Origin of the sequence: Streptomyces huasconensis (assembly GCF_021028635.1) — a bacterium.
Lineage (GTDB): Bacteria > Actinomycetota > Actinomycetes > Streptomycetales > Streptomycetaceae > Streptomyces > Streptomyces huasconensis.
Window position 1 is genome coordinate 5,823,864 of the sequence record NZ_CP086119.1, and the last position, 18,750, is coordinate 5,842,613.

Consider the following 18,750-nt stretch of genomic DNA (forward strand, 5'->3'; position numbering starts at 1 on the left):
TCAGGCGATGCCCTCGGGGATCGCCTTCTTGATGGGGGCGGCGACGTCCGTGAGCGGGCTAAGACCGTCCCCCGCCCGCTCCTCGGGCAGCGTCACCTCGACGTAGGCCAGGCGCGCCCCCGTGGTGAAGGTGTACGACCCGTCGTCGTGCTTCTGGAGCAGCCAGGCGACGCCGTTCACCCGCACCCCGTTCTTCCCGGCGTACTCGGGATCGATCATCTCGGGGGGCCGCTCCACCCCGCAGCGCAGTATGATCGCCGGGTCTCCCCACCCGGCGGTCAACTCGGACTTCGGCCCGGGGTCGCTGCGCTCCAGCCCGTCGACCTTCCGCGGGAGCTGTGCGTGCAGGTCCCGGCAGAGCGCCGCGGCCTTCGCCTCCGGAGAAGGAACCACCACCGACGCCCGGTCGTCCGTAGCTGAGCAGGCCGCTGTCGTGATCGACAGGAGGAGAGCGGACGTTCCTGCGAGCCAGTGGCGCCGGAGACGAGGGATGTTCACCGGGCCAGGGTAGACGGGGGCTACAAATGCACGACCGGGCAGGTCAGGGTTCGGGTGATGCCGTCCACTTGCTGGACCCTGGCGACCACCATGCGGCCGAGCTCGTCCACCGTGTCCGCCTGCGCGCGCACGATGACGTCGTAGGGACCGGTCACGTCCTCGGCCTGGAGCACGCCGGGGATCTTGCCGATCAGCTCGGCGACGGTCGAGGCCTTGCCGACCTCTGTTTGGATCAGGATGTACGCCTGTACCACGGAACCTCCAGGGCGGCCACGAGGATCATGTGGGGAGAAGGGACGCCACGGTACCGCGTCGCCGCGCACCGAGGGGAGACCCGCGGAGCCTGTGGCGCACACATCGTGGCGCACGGACAGCAGAAGTCGACGCTCCCGTCGACCGTACCGATGACGAAGACGGCTCGCGACCGCAGGCCGAGCAGCGTGAAAGGGCATGGTGAGACTCGGTGAAGGGAACCGTGGGCGAGTTGGGGGAGTTCGGGCTCATCAGAGAGCTCACCTCGCGGCTCACCTCCACTCCGGCCGTACGGCTCGGCCCCGGCGACGACGCCGCGGTCGTGTCCGCCCCGGACCGCAGGGTCGTGGCGAGCACCGACATCCTTCTGGAGGGGCGGCACTTCCGCCGCGACTGGTCCACCGCCTACGACGTGGGGCGCAAGGCCGCCGCGCAGAACCTCGCCGACATCGCGGCCATGGGCGCCGTGCCGACCGCGCTCCTGCTCGGCCTGGTGGTCCCCGCCGAACTGCCCGCCAGCTGGCCCACCGAGCTGATGGACGGCCTCAGGGACGAGTGCCAGGTGGCCGGCGCCGCCGTGGTGGGCGGCGACGTCGTCCGCGGCGACACCATCACCGTCGCCATCACCGCCCTCGGCGACCTGCGCAACCACGAGCCGGTCACGCGCGCGGGCGCCCAGCCCGGCGACGTCGTCGCCGTCACCGGCTGGCTCGGCTGGTCCGCCGCCGGGCACGCGGTGCTCTCCCGCGGTTTCCGCTCGCCGCGCGCCTTCGTGGAGGCCCACCGCAGGCCCGAGCCGCCCTACCACGCGGGCCCCGCGGCCGCCGGGCTCGGCGCGACCTCCATGACGGACGTGAGCGACGGCCTCATCGCGGACCTCGGTCACATCGCCGAGTCGAGCAAGGTACGCATCGACATCCGCTCCGCGGACGTCGACGTGCCCACGCAGATGAACGACATCGGCCAGGCCGTCGGCGTCGACCCGCTCCAGTGGGTGCTCAACGGCGGCGAGGACCACGCGATCGTGGCGACGTTCCCGCAGGACGTGAAGCTGCCCGCCCGCTGGAAGGTCATCGGCGAGGTCCTCAACCCCTCGGCACTGCCCCAGGTGACCGTGGACGGCGCGCCCTGGACCAGCAAGGGCTGGGACCACTTCGGGGACAACGGAGACGCCGAGTGAGCGCGCCGCCCCGGGTGCTCACCGTCGCCGGCTCCGACTCCGGGGGCGGCGCGGGCATCCAGGCCGACCTGAAGACGATGCTCGCCCTCGGCACCCACGGCATGAGCGTCGTCACGGCCGTCACCGCGCAGAACTCCCTGGGCGTCCAGGGCTTCTGGGAGCTTCCGGCGGACGCCGTGCGGGCCCAGTACCGCAGTGTCGTCGACGACATCGGCGTACAGGCCGTGAAGACCGGCATGCTCGCCTCGGCCGAACTCGTCGAGACCGTCGCGGAGTTGATCATGGGCACGGACGCGCCCGCCGTCGTCGACCCGGTCGGCGTCTCCAAGCACGGCGACTCGCTGCTCGCCGCGTCCGCGCTGGACTCGGTCCGCACCAAACTGCTGCCGGTGGCCACGGTCGCCACGCCCAACCTCGACGAGGTCGCCCAGCTCACCGGCGTCGAGGTGACCTCCCAGGACGACATGCGGCGCGCGGCCGCCGCCGTCCTCGCGTATGGCCCGAAGTGGGTGCTCATCAAGGGCGGCCATCTCCAGGGCGACGCCGTGGACCTGCTCACCGACGGCTCCCAGGAACACGTGCTGCGCGCCCCGCGCCACGACAACCGCCACACGCACGGCACCGGCTGCACCCTCGCCAGTGCCATCGCGGCGCAGCTGGCCAAGGGGCAGGACGTCCCGACGGCCGTGGCGGCGGCCAAGGAGTACGTGACCGGGGCGATCGCGGCCGGGTTCGCGCTCGGCGGCGGGATCGGGCCGGTGGATCACGGCTGGCGGTTCCGGGAGCGGTAGGCGTACGAGGGCTGCGTCAGGTGGCCCTCACACGCCCGGTGCGCGGGGCATACGAAAAAGCCGGCCCCCCGAAGGGAGCCGGCAGTTTCAGCAACCAGCAGGGTGCCGCGCTGACGTCAGCGCGAGACCTTGCCGGCCTTGATGCACGAGGTGCAGGCGTTGAGGCGCTTCGGCGTCCCGCTCACCACGGCACGCACACGCTGGATGTTCGGGTTCCAGCGACGGGGCGTACGGCGGTGCGAGTGCGAGATGTTGTTGCCGAAGCCCGGCCCCTTGCCGCAGACGTCGCAGTTGGCAGCCACGGGTCACTCCAAAGACTTCAGATGCACTTACGGTTAATCCCGGCATGCCGAGATCAGTGCAATGATCGAAGTGGCGTTGCCAGGAGGAATGTCCCGATGGGTATCGGGCAACCGGAGCAGCATACAACGACTGCTTCGGTACAACGAAACTACCACGGCTCGCCCGGCCCCCGCCCCGGGCCCCGTGTTCACCCTCGGTCTACGCTGCGTCCATTCCGGATGGTCAAGGAGGCGAAACAGGTGCCGCACAACCTCGACGCGGTCGCGGTGCGCGCCTGGTGCCGACTGGCTCTGGACGCCCTCGGCAGGGCCCGCGAGGAGATCGACTCCATCAACGTCTATCCGGTCGCGGACGGGGACACCGGCACGAACCTCTACCTGACGGTGGAGTCGGCCTCCCAGGCGGTCGACGCGGCCTTCACCGGCCACGACCCGGCCCTGCCCTCGCTGGCGGAGACCGTGCGCGCGATGGCCCACGGCGCCCTCATCGGTGCCCGCGGGAACTCGGGCACCATCCTGTCGCAGCTGCTCAGGGGCATGGCCCAGATCCTCGGCGGCCCCGACGGCGGCGAAGCGGGGGAGACGCGTGAGGCGGATCACCCCGACGGAGCCGACGGACACATCCTGGAGCTGGCCCTGCGCCGGGCCGCCGAGTCCGCGTACGAGGCCGTCGCACACCCGGTCGAAGGCACCGTCCTGACGGTGGCGACCGCGGCGGCCGAGGCGGCGGGCGCGGCCGGGAGCACCGACTGCGGGACAGTGGCCAGAGCGGCCTACGACGGCGCCTGCGCGGCGCTGGACAAGACGCCGGGGCAGCTGGCCGTCCTGGGGCGCGCGGGCGTCGTGGACGCGGGCGGGCGCGGTCTCGTCGCGGTGCTCGGCGCTCTCGTGCGGGCCCTGTCCGGCGAGACGGTGTCACGCAAGGGCGCCGACAGTCGCCACGCGCGCGTGGCGGCCGCCGAGTGCGACGAGGTCGCCGAGTGCGATGAGCCGCCGGCCGACGCGGGCGGGCCCGCGTTCGAGGTGATCTACCTCCTGGAGGCCGACGACAGCGCCGTCGCACGGCTGCGCACCCGGCTCGACCGGCTAGGCGACTCGCTCGTGGTGGTCGGCGGCGACGGCCTGTGGAACGTCCACGTCCACGTCGACGACGCGGGCGCGGCCGTCGAGGCGGGCGTGGAGGCGGGGCGCCCGCACCGCATCCGGATCACCCACTTCGGGGCGGGCGACGCGCACACCACCGCCCGGCCGCCCCAGGAACGGACCCAGCGGGCCATCGTCGCCGTCGTGCCCGGTGAAGGGCTCGCCGGGCTCTACGCCGAGGCCGGGGCCACCACCGTGCCCACGCGCGTGGGGGAGCCGCCCGCGAGCGGCGAGCTGGTCGACGCCATCCGGCGGGCGCACGCGCGCGAAGTGGTGCTCCTGCCCAACGACGCCGAGCTGCGCCACACCGCGGCCGCCGCGGCGGCACAGGCGAGGACCGAAGGCGTACGCGTCGCCCTGATCCCCACCCGCTCCGCGGTCCAGGGCATCGCGGCCCTCGCCGTGCACGCGCCCGACCGCCGCTTCGACGAGGACGTCGTCGCCATGACCTCGGCGGCCGGCGCGACCCGCTACGGCGAACTGGCCGTCGCCGAGCGGCAGTCCTGGACCATGGCGGGCATCTGCCAGGCCGGCGACGTCCTCGGCCTGATCGACGGCGACGTCGCGGTGATCGGCGCGGAGGTCGCCCCCACCGCCACGTCGGTCCTGGACCGCATGCTGTCGGCGGGCGGCGAGATGGTCACGCTCGTGCTCGGCGAATCCGTGCCCGACGCGGTCGCCGAGCGGCTGGAGAAGCACGTGCGCGACACGTACCTGGCCGTCGACACGGTCGTCTACCGCGGCGGCCGCCAGTCCGCGCTGATGCTCATCGGCGTCGAGTAGGCCCCGGCCGGCCGGCGGTTCCGCGGGACCTGCGACGGATTGTCAGTGGCGTGGTGTGCAATGGATCTCGTGCCCGCGCTCGATGAACCCCTGAAGAAAGTGGTCGGACCCGCCACCGCGAAGGTGATGGCCGACCACCTCGACCTGCACACGGTCGGCGACCTCCTGCACCACTACCCGCGGCGGTATGCCGAGCGCGGTGAGCTGACCCGCCTCGCCGACCTCCCGCTGGACGAGCACGCCACGGTGGTCGCCCGGGTGGAGAGCGCACGCATCCTGAAGTTCAACGGCGGCCGCGGCCAGCGCCTCGAAGTCACCATCACCGACGGCAGCGGCCGGCTCCAGCTCGTCTTCTTCGGCCGCGGCATCCACAAGCCCCACAAGGACCTGCTCCCCGGCACCCGCGCGATGTTCGCGGGCAAGGTCTCGGTCTTCAACCGCAAGATGCAGCTGGCCCATCCCGCGTACGAACTGCTGCGGGCCGACGGCGACGAGGGCGTCGGCGAGGCCGTCGGCAACTGGGCGGGTGCCCTCCTGCCGATCTACCCCGCCACCGCCAAGCTGGAGTCCTGGAAGATCGCCAAGTCGGTCGACATGGTCCTGCCCAGCGCCCAGGAGGCCCTGGACCCGCTGCCGCCCGCCCTGCGCGACGGCCGCGCCCTCATCCCGCTGCCCGAAGCGCTCCTGAAGATCCACCGCCCGCACTCCAAGGCGGACATCGCCGCCGCCCGCGACCGCCTGAAGTGGGACGAGGCCTTCGTCCTCCAAGTCGCCCTCGCCAGGCGGCGCTTCGCGGACGCCCAACTGCCCGCCGTGGCCCGCAGGCCCAAGGCGGGCGGCCTCCTCGACGCCTTCGACGCCAAACTGCCCTTCACCCTCACCGAGGGCCAGGAGAAGGTCTCCAAGGAGATCTTCGACGACCTCGCCACGGAGCACCCGATGCACCGCCTTCTCCAGGGAGAGGTCGGTTCCGGCAAGACGATGGTCGCCCTGCGCGCCATGCTCGCCGTTGTGGACGCGGGCGGACAGGCCGCCATGCTCGCGCCCACCGAAGTCCTCGCCCAGCAGCACCACCGCTCCATCGTCGAGATGATGGGCGAGCTGGCCGAGGGCGGCATGCTCGGCGGCGCCGACCAGGCCACCAAGGTCACGCTGCTCACCGGCTCCATGGGCACCGCGGCCCGCCGCCAGGCCCTGCTCGACCTCGTCACCGGCGAGGCCGGCATCGTCATCGGCACCCACGCCCTGATCGAGGACAAGGTGCAGTTCCACGACCTCGGCCTGGTCGTGGTGGACGAACAGCACCGCTTCGGCGTGGAGCAGCGCGACGCCCTGCGCGGCAAGGGCAAGCAGCCCCCGCACCTGCTGGTCATGACGGCCACGCCCATTCCGCGCACGGTCGCGATGACGGTCTTCGGCGACCTGGAGACCTCCGTCCTGGACCAGCTCCCGGCCGGCCGCTCGCCGATCGCCAGCCATGTCGTGCCCGCCCAGGACAAGCCGCACTTCCTCGCCCGCGCGTGGGAGCGCGTGCGCGAAGAGGTGGAGAAGGGGCACCAGGCGTACGTGGTCTGCCCCCGCATCGGTGACGACGTCGACGAACCGGCCGGCCCCAAGAAGGGCGGCAAGAAGTCCGCCGAGGAGAAGGCGGAGGAAGCGGCCACCGCCGAGAAGCGGCCCCCGCTCGCCGTGCTCGAGGTCGCCGAGCAGCTGGCGCGCGGCCCTCTCCAAGGGCTGAGCGTCGAGGTGCTGCACGGCCGGATGCAGCCCGACGACAAGGACGCGGTGATGCGCCGCTTCGCCGCCGGCCAGACGCAGGTCCTGGTCGCGACGACGGTCATCGAGGTCGGGGTCAACGTCCCGAACGCCACCGCCATGGTGATCATGGACGCGGACCGCTTCGGCGTCTCCCAGCTGCACCAGCTCCGCGGCCGCGTCGGCCGCGGCTCGGCCCCGGGCCTGTGCCTCCTGGTCACCGACATGCCCGAGGCCAGCCCCGCCCGCGCCCGCCTCGGCGCCGTCGCCTCCACGCTCGACGGCTTCGAGCTCTCCCGCATCGACCTGGAGCAGCGCCGCGAGGGCGACGTGCTCGGCCAGGCCCAGTCCGGCGTCCGCTCCTCCCTGCGCATGCTCACGGTCATCGACGACGAGGAGATCATCGCCGCCGCCCGCGAGGAAGCGGTCCAGGTCGTCGCCGCCGACCCCGGCCTGGAGCGTCTGCCGGAGCTGCGCACCGCCCTGGGCGCCCTGCTCGACGCCGAGCGCGAGCAGTACCTCGACAAGGGGTGAGGCCCGTGCACGCCATATCGTGGAGGCAGCCCACCTCTCAGCCAGAAGGATTCAGATGACCCGCGTGATCGCAGGCACGGCCGGCGGACGCCGCCTGGCCGTCCCGCCGGGCAACGGCACCCGCCCCACGTCCGACCGCGCGCGCGAGGGCCTCTTCTCCACCTGGCAGGCCCTCCAGGGCACGCTGGACGGCACACACGTGCTCGACCTGTACGCGGGCTCCGGCGCCGTCGGCCTGGAGGCCCTCTCCCGTGGCGCGGCGCACGCCCTGCTCGTCGAGGCCGACGCCCGAGCGGCCCGCACCATCAGGGAGAACGTGCGGGCGGTCGGCCTGCCCGGCGCCGAGGTGAGAGCGGGCAAAGCCGCCCAGATCGTCCGGCAGGGGGCGCCCGCCACCCCGTACGACCTGGTCTTCCTCGATCCGCCCTATGCCGTCACCGATGACGATCTTCGGGAGATACTGCTCACACTCCGCTCGGAGGGCTGGCTCACGGAGGCAGCGCTCGTCACCGTTGAACGCAGTACAAGAGGCGGAGAATTCGGCTGGCCGGAGGGTTTCGAGCCCCTCAGGTCCCGTCGCTACGGCGAAGGGACGTTTTGGTACGGTCGCGCCGCCTCTACGTGCGACGACTCAGTGATCGCGCCATGACCGGACCGGAGAGCGAGGGACTCACGTTGCGCCGCGCCGTCTGTCCGGGGTCTTTCGACCCCATCACCAATGGACACCTCGACATCATCGCCCGCGCCTCCAAGCTGTACGACGTGGTGCACGTCGCGGTGATGATCAACCAGTCGAAGAAGGGCCTGTTCGAGATCGACGAGCGGATAGAGCTGATCCGCCAGGTCACCGCCGAGTTCGGCAACGTCGAGGTCGAGTCCTTCCACGGCCTCCTCGTCGACTTCTGCAAGCAGCGCGACATCCCGGCCATCGTGAAGGGCCTGCGCGCGGTCAGCGACTTCGACTACGAACTCCAGATGGCCCAGATGAACAACGGCCTCTCGGGCGTCGAGACCCTCTTCGTGCCGACGAACCCCACCTACAGCTTCCTCTCCTCCTCGCTGGTCAAGGAGGTCGCCGCCTGGGGCGGCGACGTGGCGCACCTGCTGCCGCCGGTGGTCCACGACGCCCTGGTCGAACGCCTGGGCAAGAAGTGACCCCTCGCCCGGCCCGGTGACGCTGTGTCAGCCGGTGTCGGACAGGTGCCCGTCGGCCTTACAGTCGTCCCGTCCGTCTCCCAACCAGCTGTAGAGAGTGGCGAGCACACGGTGGACGTGCAGAAGAAGATCGACGAGATCGTCCAGGCGGTCGGCAGCGCCCGGTCCATGCCCATGTCGGCTTCGTGCGTGGTCAACCGCGCCGACCTGCTCTCGATGCTCGAAGAGGTGCGCCAAGCCCTGCCCGGCTCTCTCGCCCAGGCCCAGGAGCTGATCGGCGGCCGCGAGCAGCTGGTCGAGCAGGCCCGCCAGGAGGCGGAGCGGATCATCGAGAGCGCGCACGCCGAGCGCGGCTCCCTGATCTCCGACACCGAGGTCGCCCGCCGCTCGCAGGGCGAGGCCGACCGCATCCTCGCCGAGGCCCGCCAGGCCGCCGAGGAGGTCCGCGCCGAGGCCGACGACTACGTGGACAGCAAGCTCGCCAACTTCGAGGTCGTCCTCACCAAGACCCTCGGCTCGGTCGGCCGCGGCCGCGAGAAGCTCCTCGGCACCGGCCCGGGCCTCGACGAGAACGGCTACGACGACGAGGACGCCCCCGAGCGCAGCCACGACCCCGAGACCCTGCGCCGCAACGCCGACGCGTACGTCGACGCCAAGCTCGCCGCCTTCGAGGCGGTCCTCGCCAAGACCCTGGAGGCGGTCGGCCGCGGCCGCCAGACGCTGCACGGCCGGGCCCCCGCCGACGAGCTGGGCAGCCTCGGCGAGGGCCTCACCACCCAGGGGCACACCACCGACGCCGAGTACCTCGCGGACCTCGCCGCGCCCGCCCCGGCCCCGGCCCGGCAGCAGCCTCCCCAGGCCCCGCCGATCCCGGCCCAGCAGCCGTACACCGCCCCGGAGCCCCAGCAGCCCGACCCGTACGGGTACCAGCAGCAGGACCCCTACGCCTACCAGCAGCCGTACGGCCAGCAGGACCCCTACGCGTACCAGGACCAGGGCGGGCACCAGGACCAGCAGCACCAGTACGGATACGCGCAGCAGGGCTACGACCAGCAGCCCCACCAGCCCCCGTACGAGGCGCCCCCGGCCCTGGAGGAGACCAGCCTCTTCGACACGACCATGATCAGCGCCGAGCAGCTGCGCCAGTACGAGCAGGGGCGTCAGTAGCGGCGTCAGCGCAGGTGTCAGCCTGGCGCCGGGCCGGATTGGGCCGTGGGCGAAAGGTCAAGTATCCTGGCTCTTCGGTCGCGCATACGTCCGCGACTTCGGCTGCCCGCCCGCGTGGCACATGTGCCGCATCGGTGCGGCGGCCCTTCCTTTGGACTTCCAGGATTCGAAAGCAGGAACAGCCCTGAGCACGCGCCTCGATCACCGAAACCCCCTCGTGTTCGACACACACGAGCTGGGTCGGCGTCCTGGTGCCATGCAGCGGCTGACCCGCGAGATCGAGGCGCCCGGCTCGCCGGCCCTCGGGATCGAAGGGGTCATCGGAGTGCCGCAGGGCGCCCCCGTCCAGCTGGAGATCCGTCTGGAGTCGGTCATGGAAGGGGTGCTTGTCACAGGCACCGCCCGTGCATCGGCCGAGGGGGAGTGCGTAAGGTGTCTGGAGCCGCTTGAGCTGGAGCTCGAAGCGGACTTCCAGGAGATGTTCTCGTACCCTGACGCCGACGACCGGGGCCGCGCAGCGGAACCGGCCGACGACGCCGAGGACGATGAGGACAGGCTCTTTCTCGAGGACGGCATGTTCGACCTCGAGCCTGTGCTGCGTGATGCGGTGGTGCTCGCACTGCCGATGCAGCCGGTGTGCCAGGACGACTGTCCGGGCCTGTGCTCCCAGTGCGGAGTGCGGCTCGCGGACGACCCGGACCACCACCATGACGCCGTCGACATCCGTTGGGCGGCACTGCAGGGACTCGCTGGCACCATCCAGGACGGCGAGAAGGACGAGATGAGCGGCGCCGAAGCGGAAGCGGGCGTCGACGAGAAGCAGGAGAAGTAGCCGTGGCTGTTCCGAAGCGGAAGATGTCGCGCAGCAACACGCGCCACCGCCGGTCGCAGTGGAAGGCTGCGGTCCCCACCCTGGTTTCGTGTGAGCGTTGCCAGGAGCCCAAGCAGCAGCACATCGCGTGCCCGAGCTGCGGCACCTACAACAAGCGCCAGGTCCTCGAGGTCTGAGCGGCTGGTGAGAGGCACCGTGTCTAGCCCCAAGAAGGCGGAAGACGCCAAGAAACTGGCGGAGACAACGGCCTCGTCCCACACGCTTCTGGAAGGGCGGCTCGGGTACAAGCTCGAGTCCGCCCTTCTGGTGCGTGCGCTGACCCACCGTTCGTACGCGTACGAGAACGGCGGCCTGCCGACGAACGAGCGTCTGGAGTTCCTCGGTGACTCCGTGCTCGGCCTCGTCGTCACGGACACGCTGTACCGCACCCACCCCGACCTGCCCGAAGGCCAGCTGGCCAAGTTGCGGGCCGCGGTGGTCAATTCGCGTGCGCTGGCGGAGGTCAGCCGCGGCCTCGAACTCGGCTCCTTCATCCGGCTCGGCCGGGGCGAAGAGGGCACGGGAGGCCGGGACAAGGCATCCATCCTCGCCGACACCCTGGAAGCGGTGATCGGCGCGGTCTATCTGGACCAGGGTCTGGACGCGGCGGGCGAGCTGGTGCACCGGCTCTTCGACCCGCTGATCGAAAAGTCCTCGAACCTGGGCGCGGGCCTGGACTGGAAGACCAGTCTCCAGGAGCTGACCGCGACCGAGGGCCTCGGCGTACCCGAGTACCTCGTCACGGAGAGCGGCCCCGACCACGAGAAGACCTTTACTGCTGCCGCCCGCGTCGGAGGCGTCTCGTACGGCACCGGCACCGGCCGCAGCAAGAAGGAAGCGGAGCAGCAGGCCGCTGAGTCCGCGTGGCGCGCGATCCGCGCGGCCGCGGACGAGCGGATCAAGGCGGCGGAGGCGGCAGCCACGGCCGAGGGGATCGCCGACACCCCCTCGACCTCGGACGCCGCACCGGCCTGACGTTTCATTCCTTGCGACCCCCGTGGGACCTCGGTCCCGCGGGGGTCGCGTCGTATGCGGCCGAGGCCGCCACCTGAGGCCGGGCGGTCCGGCGCCGCGCGATAACCTCCAAGGACCCCACCCCGTCCCCTGACGCGAGGAGCGCCGTGCCCGAGCTGCCCGAAGTCGAAGTCGTCCGGCGCGGTCTCGAGCGGTGGGTCAGCGGGCGGGTCGTCGCCGATGCGCAGGTGCTGCATCCGCGTGCCGTACGGCGGCATCTCGCGGGCGGCGAGGACTTCGGGGCCCGGCTGAAGGGGCACCGGATCGGGCCCGCCCAGCGGCGCGGCAAGTACCTCTGGCTGCCGCTCGCCGACTCCGGACAGGCGGTCCTCGCCCACCTCGGGATGAGCGGCCAGCTCCTGGTGCAGCCGCACGACGCCCCGGACGAGAAGCATCTTCGGGTCCGGGTGCGCTTCGACGACGTGCAGAGCACCGAGCTGCGCTTCGTGGACCAGCGGACCTTCGGCGGGCTCTCGCTGCACGACACCGCCCCGGACGGGCTTCCGGACGTCATCGCGCACATCGCGCGCGACCCGCTCGACGACGCCTTCGACGACGAGGCCTTCCACCTCGCGCTGCGCCGGCGCCGTACGACGATCAAGCGGGCGCTGCTCGACCAGTCGCTGATCAGCGGCGTCGGCAACATCTACGCGGACGAGGCGCTGTGGCGCGCGCGGCTGCACTACGAACGGCCCACCGCCACCTTCACGCGCCCGCGCACGGCCGAACTCCTCGGCCACGTACGGGATGTGATGAACGCGGCCCTCGCCGTCGGCGGCACCAGCTTCGACAGCCTCTACGTCAACGTGAACGGCGAATCGGGCTACTTCGACCGGTCGTTGGACGCCTACGGCCGCGAGGGCGAGCCCTGCCGCCGCTGCGGCGCGGCGATCCGCCGCCGTCCGTGGATGAACCGGTCCAGCTACTTCTGCCCGGTCTGTCAGCGGGCGCCGCGCGTCGCGTCGTAGCGCTCCTGGGCCCGGAGGACCTCGTCCTGCCGGCCCTCCACGAAGCGGATCAGGGTCAGCAGCCGCTCGGCGATCTCCCGTCCCAGCGGGGTGAGTTCGTAGTCCACGCGCGGCGGGTTGGTCGGCTGCGCGTCCCGGCGCACCAGGCCGTCGCGCTCCAGCGCGTGCAGGGTCTGGGAGAGCATCTTCTCGCTCACGCCGTCGACGCGGCGGCGCAGTTCGTTGAAGCGGAACGTGCCGTCGTGGAGCGCGCCGAGGGTGAGCGCGCCCCAGCGTCCGGTGACGTGCTCCAGCGTGCCGCGCGAGGGGCACTGCCGGGAGAACACGTCGTACGCCATGTCCGTGGAGTCCATGGAGACACCGTACTCCTCCACAGCGCTTACTCACGGGTCGCGCCAACCAGGGGTTAGTCCGGCGGCCCGGGTTCTCCACAGGCGGCCCGACCCGGCCCGGCCCCGCGGCTCAGAAGCCGAAGTCCTGCGTCCACCACGGGCCACCGGGCGCGAAGTGCGCGCCGACGCCCATGGTCTTGTAGTCGCAGTTGAGGATGTTGGCGCGGTGGCCGGGGCTGCTCATCCAGGCCGCCATGACCGCCCGTGCGTCGGCCTGGCCGCGGGCGATGTTCTCGCCGCCCAGGTCGGCTATGCCGGCCTTCTCGGCGCGGTCCCACGGCGTCGCGCCGTCCGGGTCGGTGTGGGCGAAGAAGTCCCGCTCGGCCATGTCCGCGCTGAACCGGCCCGCCAGCGCGGCGAGCCCGCTGTCGGCGGTCACCGGACGGCAGCCGACCACGGCCCGCTCGGCGTTGACCAGCGTGAGCACCGCGGCCTCCGCAGCGCTCACGCCCGACGGCGTCCGCGCGCTCGCCGCGGGGGCCTCGGGCTTCTCCACCGGCGTACGAGAGGGGCTCGGCGTCGACTTCCTCGGGGCGTCGGGCTTGGACGCCTGAGGCGACGGCTTCTGGGACGGTTTCCCGGACGGCGTCTTCGACGGGGTCCGGGAGGGCTTCGGGGCCGCCTCGGTCCGGGAGGGAGCGGGCTTCGGGGCCGTGGAACGGCCGGTGCCCCGGCTCGGGGACGGCTCGGCGCGGTTGGTCTCGCCCCCCGCGCCGCCCTGGGCGTCGACCGTGATGGGCGCGCTCGCGGAGCGCACCTCGCCGTGCTCGCCACCACCGTCCAGCCGGAACCCGTCACCGCCGGGCAGCACACCCGTGGCGACCGCGACGGCACCCATCGCGACGGCCGCGGAGACACCGAGCAGACCCGTGCGCACCGGGGCGGAGGACCGGCCCCCGCGGCGGTGCGACACCGCGGCCGACCGGACCCCGGCCGGGTGGTTCTCAGGGGTGGCGGCGGCCCGTCCAGCGCCGGAGCGTCGGTGGCGTCCCATCTCCTGGCCCTTTCGTTCTTCGCGGTGTCGTTCTTTTACGATCAAATCTTTATGATCAACGTGACTCACCCATACGAGTGAGGCTTGGCGATTCGCGACTGTACGCGATGACGTATGGGGGCGAAGTGCTCCCAGAGCCATTGGCCGGTTAGCGTGCCTCCATGGACGAAGACGTACGACTCACCGCCTGGGTGCGCGGACGCGTGCAAGCCGTGGGTTTCCGCTGGTTCACGCGGGCCAAGGCGCTGGAGATCGGCGGCCTGAGTGGTTTTGCTCTCAATCTGGAGGACGGCCGCGTGCAAGTCGTCGCCGAGGGCCCCCGGGCCGGCTGTCAGGCACTGCTCGACTGGCTTCGCGAGGGCGACACACCCGGCAGGGTCGACGGCGTGACCGAGATCTGGGACACACCGCGCGGCATATACGACGGCTTCGCCATCCGCTGACCGTGACCCGGGCGTACGTCACGGGACGGGTTTCGCCGGGCCCCGTCCGGGTGCTCCGGGCAACTGCCCGGGGCAGGAAAGACCTGGTGGTTGCCAAGAACGGCTTGCCGTGGCAGGCTCCCCGGGTAAGGATGATCTCCACGCCCCCCAGGGCCCCGAAGGAGTCGCCGCGCCGCCCGCTGTGAGGCCGCGCGCCCCCGGGTCGCCCGCCAATACGGGGCGTGATCGTGTTGACCGTCAAACTTTTTGGTGAGACTCTGGAAGCCCCGCGCACCTTAGCTGTTTGGCATGTGAGAACGGCCAGCAGGACCAGCAAAACAACGAGTGCCAGACACCGCGGGTGCGATTCCCTCACGACCTACACCGCACCGCTTCGGTCGGTCACTCATTGTGGAGGACCATCCATCATGGCAAAGGCGCTTCTCGGTTACGTCGGCGGCAGCGACCCGCGACTCCTCGCCGAGATGCGACGGCTCCAGCAGCGCGTCCAGGACCTGGAATCCGAGCTGGTTCGGATTCAGCAGGAGAACGACGCGCTCGCGGCTGCCGCTTCTCACGAATCGCTCATGGAGAGCATCGACGTACCCCAGGCGGAGCCTGCGCTCACCTGACCACCATTGATGACGTACGCACCAGGGCCTTCCTCCCGTGAAGGCGCCTCGCACTAAGCACGTGGTCAGGCTGCCCTGTCAGCCGCTGTCTCCAGATCTGCAAGGGACGCCGCTCCGGCGTCCCTTCTTTCTTGGCCCGGGCTCTCACCGGCGTACGCTGCTTTCTTTACCGTCTGATGTGCCCTGCACCTTCATCGGTGAAACGGCCATTGAAAGGTAGAGTCCGACGGCGTGCACCTCAAGGCCCTGACCCTGCGCGGATTCAAGTCCTTCGCGTCGGCCACGACGCTGAAGTTCGAACCGGGCATCACCTGCGTCGTCGGACCGAACGGTTCCGGCAAGTCCAATGTCGTGGACGCGCTCAGCTGGGTCATGGGGGAGCAGGGGGCCAAGTCGCTGCGCGGCGGCAAGATGGAGGACGTCATCTTCGCCGGCACCACCGGGCGGCCCCCGCTCGGCCGCGCCGAGGTCTCCCTCACCATCGACAACTCCGACGGCGCGCTCCCCATCGAGTACGCCGAGGTCACCATCACGCGGATCATGTTCCGCAACGGCGGCAGCGAGTACCAGATCAACGGCGACACCTGCCGCCTCCTCGACATCCAGGAACTCCTCTCCGACTCCGGCATCGGCCGCGAGATGCACGTCATCGTCGGCCAGGGCCAGCTCGACGGCGTGCTGCACGCCGACCCGATGGGACGCCGCGCCTTCATCGAGGAGGCCGCAGGCGTCCTCAAGCACCGCAAGCGCAAAGAGAAGGCGCTGCGCAAGCTCGACGCCATGCGGGCCAACCTCGCCCGCGTCCAGGACCTGACCGACGAGCTGCGGCGCCAGCTCAAACCGCTCGGCCGGCAGGCCGCCGTGGCCCGCCGCGCCGCCGTCATCCAGGCCGACCTGCGCGACGCCCGCCTGCGCCTGCTCGCGGACGACCTCGTCCGGCTGCGCGAGGCGCTCGACGCCGAGGTCGCCGACGAAGCCGCCCTCAAGGAACGCAAGGAGCACGCCGAGGCCGAGTTGAAGGCCGCCCTCCACCGCGAGGCCCAGCTCGAAGAAGAGGTGCGCCGCCTCACCCCGCGCCTCCAGCGCGCCCAGCAGACCTGGTACGAGCTGTCGCAGCTCGCCGAGCGGGTGCGCGGCACCGTCTCGCTGGCCGACGCCCGGGTCAAGAGCGCCACCGCCGCGCCGCCCGAGGAGCGGCGCGGCCGTGACCCCGAGGACATGGAGCGCGAAGCCGCACGGGTGAGGGAGCAGGAGGCCGAGCTGGCAGCCGCCCTCGAAGCCGCCGAACGCGCGCTGGAGGACACGGTGGCCCACCGGGCCGAGCTGGAGCGGCAGCTGGCGGTCGAGGAGCGGCGGCTGAAGGACGCGGCCCGGGCCATCGCCGACCGCCGCGAAGGGCTCGCGCGGCTCGGCGGGCAGGTCAACGCGGCCCGTTCGCGCGCCGCCTCCGCCCAGGCCGAGATCGACCGGCTGGCCCTCGCGCGGGACGAGGCCGCCGAGCGCGCGGTCGCCGCACAGGAGGAGTACGAGCAGCTCAAGGCCGAGGTCGACGGGCTCGACGCGGACGACGCGGAGCTGGGCGAGCGGCACGACGCGGCCAGGCGGGAGCTCGCCGAGGCCGAGGCCGCGCTCACCGCGGCGCGCGAGGAGGCGACCGCCGCCGAGCGCGAGCGGGCCGCGGTCGCCGCCCGCCGCGAGGCCCTCGCGCTCGGCCTGCGGCGCAAGGACGGCACCGGCGCGCTGCTCGCCGCCACGGACCAGCTGGCGGGGCTCCTCGGACCGGCCGCCGAGCTGCTCACCGTCGCCCCCGGGTACGAGGTGGCGGTCGCCGCCGCGCTCGGTGCCGGGGCCGACGCGATCGCGGTCAGCGGTCCGGGCGCGGCCGCCGAGGCCATCCGGCTGCTGCGCAAGCAGGACGCGGGGCGCGCGGCGCTGCTGCTCGGCGGCGCCCCCGAGGACGTGCGGCCGGAGTGTTCCGGCGGGCCGCCGTACGTCGCCGATCTCGTGCGCGGGCCCGAGGAGTTGATGCCCGCGGTGCGGCGGCTGCTGCGCGGGTTCGTCGCCGTCGGGACGCTGGAGGACGCCGAGGACTTCGTCTACGCCCACCCGGAGCTGACCGCCGTCACCGCGGAGGGCGATCTGCTCGGGGCGCACTTCGCGCAGGGCGGGTCCGCCGGGGCGCCGAGCCTGCTGGAGGTGCAGGCGTCCGTGGACGAGGCCTCGGCGGAACTCGCCGAACTCGCCGTACGGTGCGAGGAGTTGGCGGCACGGCAGGGCCGGGCCGAGGGGCGGCGCAAGGAATGTGCCGCCCTCGTCGAGGAGTTGGGGGAGCGGCGCAGGGCCGCCGACCGGGAGAAGTCCACTGTCGCCCAGCAGTTGGGGCGGCTCGCCGGGCAGGCGCGGGGCGCGTCGGGCGAGGCCGAGCGGTCCGCCACCGCGGCGGCCAAGGCGCAGGAAGCGCTGGAGCGGGCGGTCGAGGAGGCCGAGGAGCTGGCGGAGCGGCTCGCGGTCGCCGAGGAGATGCCGGCGGAGGAGGAACCGGACACCTCCGTGCGCGACCGCCTCGCCGCCGACGGGGCCAACGCCCGCCAGACCGAGATGGAGGCGCGGCTCCAGGCCCGTACGCACGAGGAGCGGGTGAAGGCCCTCGCGGGGCGGGCCGACTCGCTCGACCGGGCGGCGCGCGCCGAACGCGAGGCACGCGCGCGTGCCGAACGGCGCAAGGCACGGCTGCGCCACGAGGCCGCCGTCGCCGGGGCCGTCGCCTCCGGTGGGCGGCAGCTGCTCGCCCACGTCGAGGTCTCCCTCGTACGCGCCGACGAGGAGCGCGCCCTGGCCGAGCGCGCCAAGGAGGCGCGGGAGCGGGAGCTGGTGGCCCAGCGCGCCCGGGGACGCGAGCTGAAGGAAGAACTGGACAAACTGCGGGATTCAGTCCACCGCGGCGAGGTACTAGGTGCCGAGAAGCGGCTGCGCATCGAGCAGCTGGAGGCCAAGGCACTGGAGGAACTCGGTGTGGAACCAGCGGGGCTCGTGGCCGAGTACGGTCCCGATCAGCCCGTGCCGCCCTCGCCCCCCGCCGACGGCGAGGAGCTGCCGCAGGACCCGGAGCATCCGCGCAACAAGCCGGTGCCGTTCGTCCGCGGGGAGCAGGAGAAGCGGCTCAAGTCAGCCGAACGGGCGTACCAGCAGCTCGGGAAAGTGAACCCGCTGGCCCTTGAGGAGTTCGCGGCACTGGAGGAACGCCACAAGTTCCTCAGCGAGCAGCTCGAAGACCTGAAGAAGACCAGGGCCGACCTCCTCCAAGTGGTGAAGGAGGTCGACGAACGCGTCGAACAGGTCTTCACCGAGGCCTACCGGGACACGGCCCGCGAGTTCGAGGGCGTCTTCTCGCGGCTGTTCCCCGGCGGCGAGGGGCGGCTCGTCCTGACCGACCCCGGCAACATGCTCGCCACGGGTGTGGACGTCGAGGCCCGGCCCCCCGGCAAGAAGGTCAAGCGGCTCTCCCTGCTCTCGGGCGGTGAGCGCTCGCTCACGGCCGTGGCGCTGCTCGTCTCGATCTTCAAGGCGCGGCCCAGCCCGTTCTACGTGATGGACGAGGTCGAGGCCGCCCTCGACGACACGAACCTCCAGCGGCTGATCCGGATCATGCAGGAGCTGCAGGAGGCCTCGCAGCTCATCGTGATCACGCACCAGAAACGCACGATGGAGGTCGCCGACGCGCTGTACGGCGTGTCCATGCAGGGCGACGGCGTCTCGAAGGTGATCAGCCAGCGGCTGCGCTAGCCGATCGCGTCGCCCGCGTGACTTCAAGACTTGAACATGAGCAGTCGCACGGTGCCTAAAAATTCACAGCTGAACAACTATTGACTTCGAAACTTGAAGGCATAGTCTCTGCAA

General features: G+C 71.8%; 19 protein-coding genes. 14 read left to right on the forward strand and 5 right to left on the reverse strand.

Annotated elements, in window-relative coordinates; all coding sequences use genetic code 11:
* Both J2N69_RS26640 and J2N69_RS26645 read right to left on the reverse strand, forming a co-directional pair.
* The gene (locus J2N69_RS26640; RefSeq protein WP_230902971.1) at positions 1–498 is read right to left on the reverse strand and encodes a DUF3515 domain-containing protein; all 498 of its coding nucleotides are present in this window, start codon (positions 496–498) and stop codon (positions 1–3) included.
* 20 nt (positions 499–518) lie between these two features.
* Entirely contained in the window at positions 519–752 is a 234-nt protein-coding gene (locus J2N69_RS26645) for an Lrp/AsnC family transcriptional regulator (RefSeq protein WP_127912072.1), read from the reverse strand.
* 209 nt (positions 753–961) lie between these two features.
* On the opposite strand from J2N69_RS26645, the gene J2N69_RS26650 reads away from it, so the two are divergent.
* Positions 962–1,930: a thiamine-phosphate kinase gene (locus J2N69_RS26650; protein WP_230902972.1), complete on the forward strand. Its 969-nt coding sequence runs from the start codon at positions 962–964 to the stop codon at positions 1,928–1,930.
* Complete coding sequence (thiD, locus tag J2N69_RS26655; protein WP_230902973.1) at positions 1,927–2,721, forward strand: bifunctional hydroxymethylpyrimidine kinase/phosphomethylpyrimidine kinase; 795 nt, start codon at positions 1,927–1,929, stop codon at positions 2,719–2,721. Before J2N69_RS26650 ends, thiD begins: the two co-directional genes overlap by 4 nt.
* 116 nt (positions 2,722–2,837) lie before the next feature.
* Here the strand turns inward: thiD and rpmB are convergent, their stop codons facing one another.
* Complete coding sequence (rpmB, locus tag J2N69_RS26660) at positions 2,838–3,023, reverse strand: 50S ribosomal protein L28 (RefSeq protein ID WP_016642993.1); 186 nt, start codon at positions 3,021–3,023, stop codon at positions 2,838–2,840.
* A 219-nt stretch (positions 3,024–3,242) separates the two neighbouring features.
* Here rpmB and J2N69_RS26665 point away from each other — a divergent pair, with 219 nt between their 5' ends.
* The 9 genes from J2N69_RS26665 to mutM all read left to right on the forward strand — a co-directional run bounded on the left by J2N69_RS26665 (position 3,243) and on the right by mutM (position 12,413).
* Entirely contained in the window at positions 3,243–4,949 is a 1,707-nt protein-coding gene (locus J2N69_RS26665) for a DAK2 domain-containing protein (protein WP_230902974.1), read from the forward strand.
* Between the two features lie 60 nt (positions 4,950–5,009).
* Positions 5,010–7,238, forward strand: coding sequence for an ATP-dependent DNA helicase RecG (gene recG, locus J2N69_RS26670; protein ID WP_230902975.1), 2,229 nt, complete (start codon positions 5,010–5,012; stop codon positions 7,236–7,238).
* Between the two features lie 49 nt (positions 7,239–7,287).
* Positions 7,288–7,887 carry a 16S rRNA (guanine(966)-N(2))-methyltransferase RsmD gene (gene rsmD / locus J2N69_RS26675; protein WP_269075676.1) on the forward strand — a complete coding sequence of 200 codons (600 nt, stop codon included), beginning with the start codon at positions 7,288–7,290 and terminating at the stop codon, positions 7,885–7,887.
* 26 nt (positions 7,888–7,913) lie between these two features.
* Positions 7,914–8,393 carry a pantetheine-phosphate adenylyltransferase gene (gene coaD / locus J2N69_RS26680; RefSeq protein WP_230904887.1) on the forward strand — a complete coding sequence of 160 codons (480 nt, stop codon included), beginning with the start codon at positions 7,914–7,916 and terminating at the stop codon, positions 8,391–8,393.
* 111 nt (positions 8,394–8,504) lie between these two features.
* Complete coding sequence (locus J2N69_RS26685) at positions 8,505–9,560, forward strand: cell division initiation protein (protein ID WP_230902977.1); 1,056 nt, start codon at positions 8,505–8,507, stop codon at positions 9,558–9,560.
* 121 nt (positions 9,561–9,681) lie between these two features.
* On the forward strand, positions 9,682–10,392 hold the full coding sequence (locus tag J2N69_RS26690) for a YceD family protein (protein ID WP_127912078.1): 711 nt from the start codon (positions 9,682–9,684) through the stop codon (positions 10,390–10,392).
* Positions 10,393–10,394: 2 nt separating this feature from the next.
* Positions 10,395–10,568: a 50S ribosomal protein L32 gene (rpmF, locus tag J2N69_RS26695; RefSeq protein ID WP_026165248.1), complete on the forward strand. Its 174-nt coding sequence runs from the start codon at positions 10,395–10,397 to the stop codon at positions 10,566–10,568.
* Between the two features lie 7 nt (positions 10,569–10,575).
* Complete coding sequence (gene rnc, locus J2N69_RS26700) at positions 10,576–11,406, forward strand: ribonuclease III (protein WP_167515960.1); 831 nt, start codon at positions 10,576–10,578, stop codon at positions 11,404–11,406.
* 146 nt (positions 11,407–11,552) lie between these two features.
* Complete coding sequence (mutM, locus tag J2N69_RS26705) at positions 11,553–12,413, forward strand: bifunctional DNA-formamidopyrimidine glycosylase/DNA-(apurinic or apyrimidinic site) lyase (RefSeq protein ID WP_230902978.1); 861 nt, start codon at positions 11,553–11,555, stop codon at positions 12,411–12,413.
* On the opposite strand, the gene J2N69_RS26710 is transcribed toward mutM, so the two are convergent.
* Both J2N69_RS26710 and J2N69_RS26715 read right to left on the reverse strand, forming a co-directional pair.
* Positions 12,386–12,766 (reverse strand): winged helix-turn-helix transcriptional regulator, encoded by a 381-nt coding sequence (locus J2N69_RS26710; RefSeq protein WP_230902979.1) that lies wholly within the window; start codon positions 12,764–12,766, stop codon positions 12,386–12,388. The genes mutM and J2N69_RS26710 overlap by 28 nt on opposite strands.
* A gap of 109 nt (positions 12,767–12,875) precedes the next feature.
* A complete protein-coding gene (locus tag J2N69_RS26715; protein WP_230902980.1) occupies positions 12,876–13,799 on the reverse strand; it encodes a CAP domain-containing protein in 924 nt (307 codons plus the stop codon).
* Positions 13,800–13,960: 161 nt separating this feature from the next.
* Between J2N69_RS26715 and J2N69_RS26720 the strand changes: the two genes are divergently transcribed.
* The 3 genes from J2N69_RS26720 to smc all read left to right on the forward strand — a co-directional run bounded on the left by J2N69_RS26720 (position 13,961) and on the right by smc (position 18,636).
* Positions 13,961–14,242: an acylphosphatase gene (locus J2N69_RS26720; RefSeq protein WP_127912081.1), complete on the forward strand. Its 282-nt coding sequence runs from the start codon at positions 13,961–13,963 to the stop codon at positions 14,240–14,242.
* 407 nt (positions 14,243–14,649) lie between these two features.
* Complete coding sequence (locus J2N69_RS26725; RefSeq protein ID WP_030787543.1) at positions 14,650–14,853, forward strand: hypothetical protein; 204 nt, start codon at positions 14,650–14,652, stop codon at positions 14,851–14,853.
* Positions 14,854–15,084: 231 nt separating this feature from the next.
* Complete coding sequence (gene smc / locus J2N69_RS26730) at positions 15,085–18,636, forward strand: chromosome segregation protein SMC (RefSeq protein WP_230902981.1); 3,552 nt, start codon at positions 15,085–15,087, stop codon at positions 18,634–18,636.
* The last annotated feature ends 114 nt before the right edge of the window (positions 18,637–18,750 follow it).

Coding starts and splice junctions, on each gene's coding strand:
- J2N69_RS26665 (WP_230902974.1), top strand. CDS start 3,243: ATGGTCAAGGAGGCGAAACAGGTGCCGCACAACCTCGACGCGGTCGCG.
- recG (WP_230902975.1), top strand. CDS start 5,010: ATGGATCTCGTGCCCGCGCTCGATGAACCCCTGAAGAAAGTGGTCGGA.
- J2N69_RS26690 (WP_127912078.1), top strand. CDS start 9,682: ATGTGCCGCATCGGTGCGGCGGCCCTTCCTTTGGACTTCCAGGATTCG.
- J2N69_RS26710 (WP_230902979.1), bottom strand. CDS start 12,766: ATGGACTCCACGGACATGGCGTACGACGTGTTCTCCCGGCAGTGCCCC.
- J2N69_RS26715 (WP_230902980.1), bottom strand. CDS start 13,799: ATGGGACGCCACCGACGCTCCGGCGCTGGACGGGCCGCCGCCACCCCT.
- J2N69_RS26720 (WP_127912081.1), top strand. CDS start 13,961: ATGGACGAAGACGTACGACTCACCGCCTGGGTGCGCGGACGCGTGCAA.
- J2N69_RS26725 (WP_030787543.1), top strand. CDS start 14,650: ATGGCAAAGGCGCTTCTCGGTTACGTCGGCGGCAGCGACCCGCGACTC.